The sequence below is a fragment of the Streptomyces laurentii genome, assembly GCF_040635425.1.
Taxonomy (GTDB): domain Bacteria; phylum Actinomycetota; class Actinomycetes; order Streptomycetales; family Streptomycetaceae; genus Streptomyces; species Streptomyces laurentii.
Genome location: NZ_JBEYHT010000019.1, coordinates 25295 through 38005, shown reverse-complemented (window position 1 = coordinate 38005; position 12711 = coordinate 25295). Strand labels below are relative to the sequence as shown.

At 69.5% G+C, this 12711-nt stretch carries 11 protein-coding genes and 1 pseudogene; 8 read left to right on the top strand and 4 right to left on the bottom strand.

From position 1 onward, the window contains the following. Positions 1–30: 30 nt before the first annotated feature. From recF to dnaA, 4 genes and pseudogenes are all read right to left on the bottom strand, one after another. A pseudogene (gene recF / locus ABZ693_RS14790) lies at positions 31–1149 on the bottom strand (DNA replication/repair protein RecF); the annotation flags it as partial. A gap of 59 nt (positions 1150–1208) precedes the next feature. Beyond that, positions 1209–2084: a phosphogluconate dehydrogenase (NAD(+)-dependent, decarboxylating) gene (gnd, locus tag ABZ693_RS14785; RefSeq protein ID WP_359876433.1), complete on the bottom strand. Its 876-nt coding sequence runs from the start codon at positions 2082–2084 to the stop codon at positions 1209–1211. 126 nt (positions 2085–2210) lie between these two features. Beyond that, positions 2211–3341 (bottom strand): DNA polymerase III subunit beta, encoded by a 1131-nt coding sequence (gene dnaN / locus ABZ693_RS14780; protein WP_359876431.1) that lies wholly within the window; start codon positions 3339–3341, stop codon positions 2211–2213. A 1068-nt stretch (positions 3342–4409) separates the two neighbouring features. Next, positions 4410–6227, bottom strand: coding sequence for a chromosomal replication initiator protein DnaA (dnaA, locus tag ABZ693_RS14775; protein WP_359876429.1), 1818 nt, complete (start codon positions 6225–6227; stop codon positions 4410–4412). Positions 6228–6606: 379 nt separating this feature from the next. On the opposite strand from dnaA, the gene rpmH reads away from it, so the two are divergent. The 8 genes from rpmH to ABZ693_RS14735 all read left to right on the top strand — a co-directional run bounded on the left by rpmH (position 6607) and on the right by ABZ693_RS14735 (position 12607). Beyond that, positions 6607–6744 (top strand): 50S ribosomal protein L34, encoded by a 138-nt coding sequence (gene rpmH / locus ABZ693_RS14770; protein WP_015659252.1) that lies wholly within the window; start codon positions 6607–6609, stop codon positions 6742–6744. Positions 6745–6763: 19 nt separating this feature from the next. Further along, the gene (rnpA, locus tag ABZ693_RS14765) at positions 6764–7135 is read left to right on the top strand and encodes a ribonuclease P protein component (protein WP_359876427.1); all 372 of its coding nucleotides are present in this window, start codon (positions 6764–6766) and stop codon (positions 7133–7135) included. Next, positions 7132–7458 carry a membrane protein insertion efficiency factor YidD gene (gene yidD, locus ABZ693_RS14760; RefSeq protein ID WP_359876426.1) on the top strand — a complete coding sequence of 109 codons (327 nt, stop codon included), beginning with the start codon at positions 7132–7134 and terminating at the stop codon, positions 7456–7458. The genes rnpA and yidD overlap by 4 nt, the downstream gene beginning before the upstream one ends. 3 nt (positions 7459–7461) lie before the next feature. Further along, positions 7462–8766 (top strand): membrane protein insertase YidC, encoded by a 1305-nt coding sequence (yidC, locus tag ABZ693_RS14755; protein ID WP_359876424.1) that lies wholly within the window; start codon positions 7462–7464, stop codon positions 8764–8766. 29 nt (positions 8767–8795) lie between these two features. After that, on the top strand, positions 8796–9305 hold the full coding sequence (locus ABZ693_RS14750; RefSeq protein ID WP_359876423.1) for a Jag family protein: 510 nt from the start codon (positions 8796–8798) through the stop codon (positions 9303–9305). Between the two features lie 116 nt (positions 9306–9421). Further along, positions 9422–10138 (top strand): 16S rRNA (guanine(527)-N(7))-methyltransferase RsmG, encoded by a 717-nt coding sequence (gene rsmG / locus ABZ693_RS14745; protein WP_359876422.1) that lies wholly within the window; start codon positions 9422–9424, stop codon positions 10136–10138. Positions 10139–10451: 313 nt separating this feature from the next. Then, entirely contained in the window at positions 10452–11540 is a 1089-nt protein-coding gene (locus ABZ693_RS14740; RefSeq protein WP_359876420.1) for a ParA family protein, read from the top strand. After that, entirely contained in the window at positions 11537–12607 is a 1071-nt protein-coding gene (locus ABZ693_RS14735) for a ParB/RepB/Spo0J family partition protein (RefSeq protein WP_359876418.1), read from the top strand. The genes ABZ693_RS14740 and ABZ693_RS14735 overlap by 4 nt, the downstream gene beginning before the upstream one ends. The last annotated feature ends 104 nt before the right edge of the window (positions 12608–12711 follow it).

Here is a 12711-nt window from a genome sequence, read left to right as displayed (position 1 = left end):
CTCCCGTGACGTCAGCGGCTCCACGCGCGCGAGGCGCTCGACCGTCCCTCCGGACACCGCGTACCGCGTCCCCGCCAGCACCTCCGGCACGTCGTCGTCGACCGCCGCCGTGACCAGCACCTGCTCGCCGGGCGCCACCAGCTCCGCGAGCCGCTCCCGGCGGCGCGCGTCCAGCTCGGCGAAGACGTCGTCGAGGACCAGCACGGGTTCGTTGCCCTCGGACCGCAGCAGCTCGTACGAGGCGAGCCGGAGCGCCAGGGCGTACGACCAGGACTCGCCGTGGCTCGCGTACCCCTTGGCCGGCAGGTCGCCGAGCTTGAGCAGCAGGTCGTCGCGGTGCGGCCCGACCAGCGTGACGCCCCGCTCGACCTCCTGCTTGCGGACATCGGCGAGCGCGGCGAGCAGCTGCCCGTACAGCTCCTCGCGGGTGTGCCCGGAGCCGGGCGCCGAGCAGCGGTACTCCAGCTGGACCGGACCGCCGCCCGGCGCCAGCTGCTCGTACGCCTTGTCGGCGAGCGGCCGCAGCACACCGATCAGATCGAGCCGCCGGGCCAGCAGCTCGGCACCGGCCCGCGCCAGATGCTGGTCCCACACGTCGAGGGTGGACAGGTCCAGGGAACGGCCGCCGTGCCGCCGTGCCATGGCCGTGGACTTCAGCAGGGTGTTGCGCTGCTTGAGCACCCGCTCGTAGTCGGAGCGCACGCCCGCCATGCGCGGCGCGCGCGCCGTGATCAGCTCGTCGAGGAAGCGCCGGCGCTCGCCGGGGTCGCCCTTGATGAGCGACAGGTCCTCCGGCGCGAACAGCACCGTCCGGACGATCCCCAGCACGTCACGCGGCTTGACCTGCGAGGACCGGTTGATCCGGGCCCGGTTCGCCCGGCCCGGGTTGAGCTCCAGCTCGACCAGCTGGGAGCGCTCGCCCTGAGTGACGGCGGCCCGTATGACCGCCCGCTCCGCGCCCATCCGCACCAGCGGGGCGTCGGAGGCGACACGGTGGCTGCCGAGGGTGGCGAGATAGCCGACGGCCTCGACGAGATTCGTCTTGCCCTGGCCGTTCGCGCCCACGAAAGCGGTGACGCCCGGATCGAGCGGGACCTCGACCCGGGCGTAGGAGCGGAAGTCGGCCAGCGACAGATGCGTGACATGCATGGTGGGCGCCGACCTTCCCCGGCCGGCTGTGCACCGCGCGGTGCACAGCCTGTGGATTGCTACTTCTTCTCGACCGCGTGGCCGCCGAACTGGTTGCGCAGGGCGGCGATCATCTTCATCTGCGGCGAGTCGTCCTGCCGCGAGGCGAACCGCGCGAACAGCGACGCGGTGATCGCCGGCAGCGGGACGGCGTTGTCGATGGCGGCCTCGACGGTCCACCGGCCCTCGCCGGAGTCCGACGCGTAACCGCGCAGCTGAGCCAGGTGCTCGTCCTCGTCGAGGGCGTTGACCGCGAGGTCGAGCAGCCAGGACCGGATGACGGTGCCTTCCTGCCAGGAGCGGAAGATCTCGCGGACGTTCTCGACCGAGTCGACCTTCTCCAGGAGCTCCCAGCCCTCGGCGTACGCCTGCATCATGGCGTACTCGATGCCGTTGTGGACCATCTTCGCGAAGTGGCCGGCGCCGACCTTGCCCGCGTGGACCGAGCCGAACTCGCCCTCCGGCTTGAGCGCGTCGAAGACCGGCTGGACACGGGCCACGTGCTCGGCGTCGCCGCCGTACATCAGCGCGTAGCCGTTCTCCAGGCCCCAGACACCGCCGGAGACGCCGCAGTCGACGAAACCGATGCCCTTGGCCGCCAGCTCCTCGGCGTGCTTCTCGTCGTCGGTCCAGCGGGAGTTGCCGCCGTCCACGACGACGTCACCGGGGGACAGCAGCTGGGCCAGCTCGTCGACGGTCGACTGGGTCGCCGCACCGGCGGGGACCATGACCCACACGACGCGCGGACCCTTGAGCTTGCCCACAAGCTCTTCGAGGCTGTGGACATCGGCGAGGTCCGGGTTGCGGTCGTATCCGACGACGGTGTGGCCGGCGCGGCGAATCCGCTCGCGCATGTTGCCGCCCATCTTGCCGAGACCGACGAGACCGAGCTCCATCAGAGATTCCTTAAGCGTCGTGTGTGCGGTTCCTACCCGCGTCCGAGCCTACGCCGGGACGCGGGCGCACACCTTCCCCCGGGCCTCCGCCCGGGGGTACCGCGGGGCGACCCCCGCGCGGCCGGGTCAGCCGCTCAGGCGCACCGGCATGATCAGGTACTTGTACGTCTCGTCCGCCTCCGCGTCGACCGCCGGACGGCCGCTGAGCAGGGCCGGCTTGGTGGAGGTCGTGAAGGAGAGCTGGGCGACCGGGGAGTCGATCGCGCTCAGACCGTCCAGCAGGAAGGTCGGGTTGAAGGCGATCGAGATGTCGTCGCCGTCCAGCTGCGCGTCGACCCGCTCCACAGCCTGTGCGTCGTCGCTGGAGCCGGCCTCCAGGATCAGCACGCCCTGCTCGAAGCTGAGCCGGACCGGGGTGTTGCGCTCGGCCACCAGGGCCACACGCTTGACGGCCTCGACGAACGGGGCGGTCTCGATCACCGCGACCGAGTTGAACTCGGTGGGGAAGAGCGTCCGGTACTTCGGCAGGTCGCCTTCGAGCAGACGGGTGGTGGTGCGGCGGCCCGCGCCCTCGAAACCGATCAGGCCCTCGCCCTTGCCGGAGCCGGAGAGCGCCAGGGTGACCGTGTCACCGCTGGTGAGCGCCTTGGCGGTGTCCAGCAGGGTCTTCGCCGGCACCAGCGCGACGGCGGAGGCGTCCGGGGACTCCGGCTTCCACAGGAACTCGCGGACGGCGAAGCGGTAGCGGTCGGTGGAGGCCAGGGTGACCGTGTCGCCCTCGATCTCGATGCGCACACCGGTGAGCACCGGCAGCGTGTCGTCACGGCCGGCGGCGATGGCGACCTGGGCGGCGGCCGAGGCGAAGACCTCACCGGGGACCGTGCCGGTCGCGGTGGGCATCTCCGGCAGCGCCGGGTACTCCTCCACCGGAAGGGTGTGGAGGGTGAAGCGGGAGGAGCCGCAGACGACGGTCGCGCGCACACCGTCGGTGGAGATCTCCACCGGGCGGTTGGGCAGGGCGCGGCAGATGTCGGCGAGCAGGCGGCCGGAGACCAGGACGGTGCCGTCCTCCTCGACCTCGGCGTCGACGGAGACTCGCGCCGAGACCTCGTAGTCGAAGCTCGAGAAGCTCAGCGCGCCGTTCTCGGCCTTCAGCAGAAGGCCCGCGAGTACGGGCGCCGGCGGACGGGCCGGAAGGCTGCGGGCCACCCACGCCACCGCCTCCGCGAGTACATCGCGCTCCACCCGGATCTTCACCGGAACCGCCTCCTGCTTGTTGCTGGCTCTTCGTCGACTGCGGCATCCAGTCTGACGTACGCCGCCGACACTCGGTGCGGCTCGGGGTCAAGTCGCGACAAGAGGAGGTCGGGGCCCCGGCCTCGAGTTGTGCACAGGCCCCGCTTCAAACCAGATTCCGGGCTAACTATGAGTGGGAGTAGTAGTAGGGCCTGTGGAAACCGTGGATAACGCCATCCATGCAGGTCAGGCCGCAAATTTTGTCCACTGCCCCTGTGGGTGACACCGGTGGACAAGTGGGGTCGTCTGTGGACACCCGAAAGTTCTGCACACCCCATGCACAGCCCGGGCTCCGTTCCCCACAGCTCCGTCCCCAGCTTTTCCCACGTTCCCCACAGCCCAAACATGGCTGTCGGTGTGACCGCTTTCACTCGGCCCGGTGAGCCCGGGCGTTTCGTTGCCGAACAGTGGACAGGGGTGTGGAGAAGGTGTGGGTAAGAGGGCCTGGCCTGTGGGTCGGCGGTGGACAAGATCCGGGAGGGCCTGTGGACGAAACTTTCATCCACAGGCTGTGGAAGAAAGTTGCCAACAATTCCACACCCCCCTGAGCTGCGGTGATGCCCTGTCAGCGGGGGGCCCTGTGGACGCGATCCGGATAACTCGGTAGTCCCCACCCTGTGGACGGAAGATCATCCCTCAATCTGTGGAGAACTGGGTAGCGGAGCGGCTTAATCGAACAGAGCTCGGCCGCCGGACCCGACCCCTTCCGCCGCCGAACCCCGCTTCCGGCCCTCCCGAAGCCTCCTGAACCCCCTTCTCGACCCCTCCTGAACGCTTCCCCGGCCTGTCGGCAGAAGTCGTCTCCCCGCATCGCCGCGCTCTCGTCGCGTCTCCCACAGCTGTGCACAGTTCGGAGCCGTCCTGTGCCGACCCGCACTGCCCGCCGCTGCCCTCCACTGCCCGCCACTGCCCTTCGCGCCCCGCGCCGCCTTCCGGGTCCCTTGGCGCCGTTTCCCGGCCCCGGACATGGCGAAGGGCGCCCCAGGAGGTGTCCCGGAGCGCCCTTCGGCAGGCGTCTCGACGGCCGGCTCAGCCGTTCTTGATGCGGTTGGTCAGTTCGGTGACCTGGTTGTAGATGGAGCGCCGCTCGGCCATCAGCGCGCGGATCTTCCGGTCCGCGTGCATGACGGTGGTGTGGTCGCGGCCGCCGAACTGCGCGCCGATCTTCGGCAGCGACAGGTCCGTGAGCTCCCGGCACAGGTACATGGCGATCTGGCGGGCGGTGACCAGGACCCGGCTGCGCGAGGAACCGCACAGGTCCTCCACGGTCAGCCCGAAGTAGTCGGCCGTCGCCGCCATGATCGCGCCCGCGGTGATCTCCGGCGCGGTGTCCTCGCCGCCCGGGATCAGATCCTTGAGGACGATCTCGGTGAGCCCGAGGTCCACCGGCTGCCGGTTGAGGCTCGCGAACGCGGTGACCCGGATCAGCGCGCCCTCCAGCTCGCGGATGTTCCGCGAGATCCGGGACGCGATGAACTCCAGCACCTCCGGCGGCGCGTTCAGCTGCTCCTGGACGGCCTTCTTGCGCAGGATCGCGATCCGGGTCTCCAGCTCGGGCGGCTGGACGTCCGTGGTCAGGCCCCACTCGAAGCGGTTACGGAGCCGGTCCTCGAGCGTCACCAGCTGCTTGGGCGGCCGGTCCGAGGACAGCACGATCTGCTTGTTGGCGTTGTGCAGCGTGTTGAAGGTGTGGAAGAACTCCTCCTGCGTCGACTCCTTGCTCGCGAGGAACTGGATGTCGTCGACGAGCAGGATGTCCACGTCGCGGTAGCGCTTGCGGAACGCGTCGCCCTTGCCGTCGCGGATCGAGTTGATGAACTCGTTGGTGAACTCCTCGGAGCTCACGTACCGCACCCGGGTACCCGGGTAGAGACTGCGCGCGTAGTGCCCGATGGCGTGGAGCAGGTGGGTCTTGCCGAGCCCCGACTCCCCGTAGATGAAGAGCGGGTTGTACGCCTTCGCCGGCGCCTCGGCCACGGCGACGGCCGCCGCGTGCGCGAAGCGGTTCGAGGAACCGATGACGAAGGTGTCGAAGAGGTACTTGGGGTTCAGCCGGGCGTGCGGCTCGCCGGGGCCGCCGGCCCCGCCGCCCTGTCCCGAAGGACCGGAGTGACCGCCCGCGCCGCGGCCCCCGGGGCCGCCCGGACCGCCGGAGCCGGGACGGGGCCCGTGGCCCGCGCCCGGTCCCTCCGTCTGCGGCAGCTCGGCCCGCTCGTGGCGCTGCGGCTGCTCGTACGAGGAACGCTCGTCGTACCGCGGCGGCTGGGCCTGCTGCGAGCGCGGCGCCCCGTACGGCTCACGCCACTGCTCGGCGGCCTGCTCGCGCTCCTGGAAACCGCCGAGCCGCTGCTGCTGCCAGGCGGTGACGTCCTCCTGGCCGCGCGGCCAGACGCCCGGGGCGGGACGCTGCGGCTGCTGGTACTCGGGGTAGGCGGGGCGGGCCGTCGGCAGCCCGTCCTCGGGCATCGGCCGGCCGTAGTCCCCGTAGGAGTCGTACTGCTTCTCGTACGTGTCGTACTTCCCGTACGGCTGTGGGGCCTGCGGCCCCTGCGGTGCGGGCGGCGTCGGCTCGCCGGCCGAGTCGTCGACGGTGATCGCGATCCGGATCGGGCGGCCGCAGGCGCGGCTGAGGGCCTCGCTGATCAGCGGCGCGAGCCGGCCCTCCAGGACCTGCTTGCCGTACTCGTTGGGGACCGCGAGCAGCGCGGTGTCGGCGACCAGGGCGAGCGGCTGGCAGCGCTCGATCCACTGCTTGTCCTTGCTCTCGACGCCCTGGGGACCCTCCCCGAGGAGCTGTTCGAGGACACGCGGCCACACTGCGGCAAGATCGGCAGGTACGTCAGCCACAGGGCACGCTTCCTCGCAGGTCCCACGAAGGTGTGGTTCTCGGGGACGGTCGGTAGATGTCCGTCAGGACAGGTAAGGACAGAACGGAAAAGACGATGGAGTTCTGCCACGGTAGTCGGGGCGGCTGACGTGGTTCAAGTCGTTGTCCACAGCCTGTGCACAAAGGGGCCCGCTGAGCGGCCGGTTTGACCGGATGGCGTAGCCGCGCGTACCGTAACGAGGTCGAGTTGTCGATGGCTGCTGCCGCCTGCCTCCGATGGGCAAAGGTCACCTTAGGTGATCGCGAAGCGGTGCACTTGCGCGTATTGCGAGCTTCTCGTGGGCGCACGGTGACAGCCAGGCGATGTCCCGCCACCAACGAGTTTTCTGGAGCCCCCGAGTGAGCAAGCGCACCTTCCAGCCGAACAACCGTCGTCGTGCGAAGACCCACGGTTTCCGCCTGCGCATGCGTACCCGTGCCGGCCGCGCCATCCTGGCGAACCGCCGCGCCAAGGGTCGCGCGAGCCTGTCCGCCTGATCCGCGTACAGGTCATGACGTGCTGCCTACCGAGAATCGGCTGAGGCGGCGCGAGGACTTCGCGATCGCGGTACGACGAGGGCGCCGGGCAGGACGCCCGCTCCTCGTCGTCCATCTACGCAGCGGTGCTTCGGACCCGCACGCACCTGGGGAGAGCGCTCCCTCGACGCGTGCGGGTTTCGTCGTGAGCAAGGCAGTAGGCGGCGCGGTCGTCCGTAACCAGGTCAAGCGACGCCTGCGCCATCTCGTGCGCGAGCGGCTCACCGAGCTGCCCCCCGGTAGCCTGGTGGTCGTACGGGCGTTGCCCGGAGCCGGTGACGCCGATTACGCACACCTGGCTCACGACCTGGATGCCGCTCTCCAGCGACTGCTGGGAGGGGGCGCGCGATGAAGTACCCGCTGCTGGCCCTCATCAAGCTGTACCAGTGGACGATCAGCCCACTTCTGGGCCCTGTCTGCCGGTACTACCCGTCGTGTTCCCACTACGGATTCACGGCCATAGACCGGCATGGCGCGATCAAGGGCACTGCCCTGACCGCCTGGCGCATTCTGCGGTGCAACCCGTGGTCGCCCGGTGGCGTGGACCATGTCCCGCCGCGCAAGCGACCGCGCTGGCACGAACTGCTGCGCCATGCCCTGCGTGGGGACGAGGGCGGGCTCTCCGCCGAGACGAGCCCGGCCGCAGAGACCTCGCCCAATGCTCAAGGAGCCTGATTAGTGGACACGATTGCCAGTCTGTTCAGCTTCATCACCACACCTGTCTCATGGGTGATCGTCCAGTTCCACACCATGTACGGGGCGATCTTCGGCCCTGACACGGGGTGGGCCTGGGGTCTGTCCATCGTGTCCCTGGTGGTGCTGATCCGCATCTGCCTGATCCCGCTCTTCGTGAAGCAGATCAAGTCGACGCGGAACATGCAGGCGCTCCAGCCGAAGATGAAGGCGATCCAGGAGCGCTACAAGAGCGACAAGCAGCGTCAGTCCGAAGAGATGATGAAGCTGTACAAGGAGACGGGCACCAACCCGCTCTCCTCGTGCCTTCCCATCCTCGCGCAGTCGCCGTTCTTCTTCGCGCTGTACCACGTGCTGTCCGCGATCGCCTCGGGCAAGACGATCGGCGTCATCGACGAGCCGCTGCTCGCCAGCGCCCGGCAGGCCCACATCTTCGGTGCCCCGCTGGCCGCCAAGTTCATGGACAGCCCGGAGAAGGTCGCGGCGCTCAACGCCTCGCTGACCGACGTCCGCGTCGTCACCGCGATCATGATCGTGATGATGTCGGCCTCGCAGTTCTTCACCCAGCGCCAGCTGATGATGAAGAACGTCGACCTGTCGGTGAAGACCCCGTACATGCAGCAGCAGAAGATGCTGATGTACATCTTCCCGCTGATCTTCGCCGGCATGGGCATCAACTTCCCCGTCGGTGTTCTCGTCTACTGGCTGACCACCAACGTGTGGACCATGGGCCAGCAGATGTACGTGATCAACCAGAACCCGACCCCGGGCAGCAAGGCCCAGGACGCCTACCTGCAGCGCCTGCTCAAGAGCGTCACCCAGCACGCCGAGGTACGCGGCCGCCGCCGGAAGAACATCGTCAAGGCGATCGTGGCCAAGGGCGCCGACCGCAACGACAACGAGCGCCGCTTCTTCGCGGGTCTGGCCAAGGCCGGCTTCGCCGCCCAGCCCGACGGCAGCGTGAACAAGAGCGACAGCGTCTCGGTCGAGGCGGAGGGCGGCGCCGCCGCCAAGCGGCAGCAGCCCAAGCGCCAGACCAAGTCCCAGCGCCAGACGGCCGGTGGCCAGCAGGCGGGCGGACAGCCGGCCGAGAAGGCCGAGACGAGCGAGAAGAGCGAGAAGAGCGAGAAGTCCGCTCCCTCGCTGGAGAAGAAGCCGGAGTCGACGGAGAAGGGCTCCAAGGCCGGATCCGCGTCCTCGGGCGACAAGCCCGCCCGTCCGAGCCGCGCCAATTCGGGCGGTCAGCGCAAGGGCCAGCAGCGGCCCAAGCACCCCTCCTCCAAGAAGTAAGCCTCCACGAAGCTAGAAGGAGTCCATCCGTGACGGAAGGCACCACCTCCGCCGCCGAGGGTGGCGACACCCTGACCCGCCTGGAGCAGGAGGGTGAGATCGCGGCCGACTACCTCGAGGGCCTGCTCGACATCGCCGATCTCGACGGCGACATCGACATGGACGTCGAGGCGGACCGCGCCTCGGTCTCGATCGTCAGCGACGCCGCCGGCCGTGACCTGCAGAAGCTGGTCGGCCGTGACGGGGAAGTGCTGGAGGCGCTTCAGGAGCTGACGCGGCTCGCCGTCCACCGGGAGACCGGTGACCGCAGCCGTCTGATGCTCGACATCGCGGGCTTCCGCGCCAAGAAGCGGGCCGAGCTGGCCCAGCTGGGCGCCCAGGCCGCGAGCGAGGTCAAGGCCACCGGCGAGCCGGTCAAGCTGGACCCGATGACGCCGTTCGAGCGCAAGGTCGTGCACGACGCGGTCGCCGCGGCCGGTCTGCGCAGCGAGTCCGAGGGCGAGGAGCCGCAGCGCTTCGTCGTCGTGCTCCCTGCCTGAACCCTCTCTTCGTGTCGGCCCCGTCTGTTCGCAGGCGGGGCCGCGTTTTGTCAGCCTGATAGTCAGCACCCAGTGCGCTCGGACGGTACGTGCGCGGTACGGAAGGACGGTTCCCCGTGACGGAGGCAGCGGAGCTTCCCCAGGCGCCTGAGCAGGCGCGGACGGTCTTCGGCGAGTACTTCCCCGAGGCGGTCCGGTACGCGGAGCTCCTGGCGGACGCCGGGGTCAAGCGCGGTCTCATCGGCCCGCGCGAGGTCCCGCGGCTGTGGGAGCGCCATCTGCTGAACTGCGCCGTGCTCTCCGAGGTCGTCCCGGAAGGCGTCACGGTCTGCGACGTCGGCTCCGGTGCCGGCCTGCCCGGCATCCCGCTGGCCCTGGTCCGTCCGGACCTGAAGATCACGCTCCTGGAGCCGCTGCTCCGCCGCACCAACTTCCTCCAGGAAGTCGTCGAGCTGCTCGGCCTCGACCATGTGACCGTGGAGCGCGGGCGGGCCGAGGAGATGCTGGGCAAGCTCCAGCCCGTGCATGTCGTGACCGCGCGGGCCGTGGCCCCGCTCGACCGGCTGGCCGGCTGGGGTGTCCCGCTGCTCCGCCCCTACGGCGAGATGCTGGCCCTCAAGGGCGACACCGCCGAGGAGGAGATCAACGGCGCTCGTGCCGCGCTCGCGAAGCTGGGCGTGGTCGAGGCCTCGGTGCTGCACGTGGGCGAGGGCATCGTCGACCCGCTGACCACGGTGGTCCGGGTCGAGGTCGGCGAGAGCCCCGGCGGTGTGCGGTTCGCGGCGAAGCGGGCCAAGGCCGCGCGGACCAGCCGGCCGCGCCGCCGTCGCTGACCCTCTCCTGCGGCCACCGACCGTGCCTGTACCTTTCGGCACCCTTGTGATCTTTCCGGCCTCTCTGCTCCGTACAATCGGCGTTACCTGCTGATTTCGGAGTGTCGGGAGGTCCCGGCCCTGCGGCACGTGCATCGTGTTTCACGTGAAACGTCGCTCACTGCTGCAGGGAATCATCAGCCGTGGCCGTGCGGTTGCCACGCCCCGGGATCGTAAACACCAGGCGAAACCCCCCGTGAGGGTTACGGAGTTGTCCACAGAGGTGGATTCATCCACAGAACCACGGGCCTCGCTGGTTCACGGCCCCGGAAGCATGGCAGGCTCTGTGCATCGCGAGCCTGAAGCCGAGGAGAGTGAATCCTTGCGGTCCGACGCCAATGCCGCGGGACCGATGACCGATCCGGTCCCCGGTCCCCGAACCGAATCGGTAGGGGCGGATGTTTCACGTGAAACACCGCCTCCGATGGACGACACCCCTATCGGCCGTGCGGCCCAGCTGGCCGTGCAGGCCCTGGGACGGGCCGGCGAGGGACTGCCCCGGCCCGCCCGCACCCGTGTGATGGTGGTCGCCAACCAGAAGGGCGGCGTGGGCAAGACGACCACGACCGTCAATCTGGCCGCGTCCCTCGCGCTGCACGGCGCCCGCGTCCTGGTCATCGACCTCGACCCGCAGGGCAACGCCTCCACCGCGCTCGGCATCGACCATCACGCCGACGTTCCCTCGATCTACGACGTCCTGGTGGAGAGCAAGCCGCTCTCCGAGGTCGTCCAGCCCGTCCGGGATGTCGAGGGGTTGTTCTGCGCGCCCGCCACCATCGATCTCGCCGGTGCGGAGATCGAGCTGGTGTCGCTGGTGGCCCGGGAGAGCCGGCTCCAGCGCGCGATCCTCGCGTACGAGCAGCCGCTCGACTACATTCTGATCGACTGCCCGCCCTCGCTCGGCCTGCTCACGGTCAACGCCATGGTGGCCGGCGCCGAGGTGCTGATCCCGATCCAGTGCGAGTACTACGCACTGGAGGGCCTCGGTCAGCTGCTGCGGAACGTCGACCTGGTGCGCGGGCATCTCAACCCGACGCTGCACGTCTCGACGATCCTGCTCACCATGTACGACGGCCGTACCCGGCTCGCCTCACAGGTCGCCGAGGAGGTGCGCACCCACTTCGGCAAGGAGGTCCTGCGGACCAGTATCCCGAGGTCGGTGCGTATCTCGGAGGCGCCGAGCTACGGGCAGACCGTCCTCACCTACGACCCGGGCTCCAGCGGTGCCCTGTCGTACCTCGAAGCCGCACGTGAGATCGCCCTCCGTGGCGTCGATCTGCGCTATGACGCCACCCAGGCCCACGGCGGACAGCCGCCCATGGGCCACCAGAACAGCCAGCGAATGTCGGAGGGGATGCAGTGAGCGAGCGACGCAGGGGGTTGGGAAGGGGACTCAGCGCGCTGATTCCGGCGGCCTCCCCGGAGCCTCAGGTATCGGCCGTCGGAGTGGGGGCCGCCGTCGGCACGCCGTCTTCCGCGGCGGTTCCGGCGCTCGGCTCGGACCGGGGAGTGCCGGCCGCGAAGCTGGTGAACCTGCCGGAACCGGGCCCCGCGCCGCTGCCGGAGGCCCCTGCCGGTGCGTTCTTCGCCGAGCTGCCGCTGGACTCCATCTCGCCGAACCCGCGCCAGCCGCGTGAGGTGTTCGACGAGGACGCTCTGGCCGAGCTGGTCGCCTCCATCAAGGAGGTCGGTCTGCTCCAGCCCGTCGTCGTGCGCCGGGTGGACGACGAGCGCTTCGAGCTCATCATGGGCGAGCGTCGCTGGCGGGCCAGCCGTGAGGCCGGCCTGGAGCGGATCCCGGCGATCGTGCGGGCCACCGAGGACGACAAGCTGCTCCTCGACGCCCTGCTCGAGAACCTGCACCGGGCGCAGCTGAACCCGCTGGAAGAGGCCCACGCCTACGACCAGCTGCTCAAGGACTTCGACTGTACCCACGACCAGCTCGCCGACCGGGTCGGCCGGTCCCGGGCCCAGGTCACCAATACGCTGCGTCTGCTGCGGCTCTCCCTCCCGGTGCAGAACAAGGTCAACGCCGGCGTCCTTTCGGCCGGTCACGCCCGTGCTCTGCTCGGTGTGGAGGACCCGGAGGCGCAGGAGCAGCTGGCGTACCGGATCGTGGCCGAGGGCCTTTCGGTGCGAACCGTGGAAGAGATCGTGAAGCTGATGGGCTCGGAGTCCTCGGCGCCGGTCAAGCCCAAGGGGCCCCGGGCGGGTACGCGTGTCGCTCCGGACCTGACCGAGCTGGCGACCCGGCTCTCCGACCGCTTCGAGACCCGGGTGAAGGTCGACCTGGGGCAGAAGAAGGGCAAGATCGTCGTCGAGTTCGCCTCGGTGGGGGATCTGAACCGGATCCTCTCGACGCTGGCCCCCGGTGAGAACCGCGTGATGGAGAACGGCCCCACCGACGAGGAGCAGGGCGCTCAGGGCTGAGCCGCTCCCCCTCGTCCACCAAGGCGGGGCGTGTTCCGGTCTTCACCGGAGCATGCCCCGCCCTTTGCCTGTCGGCGGTACCGTCCCGAACGGCCCGTCGTTAC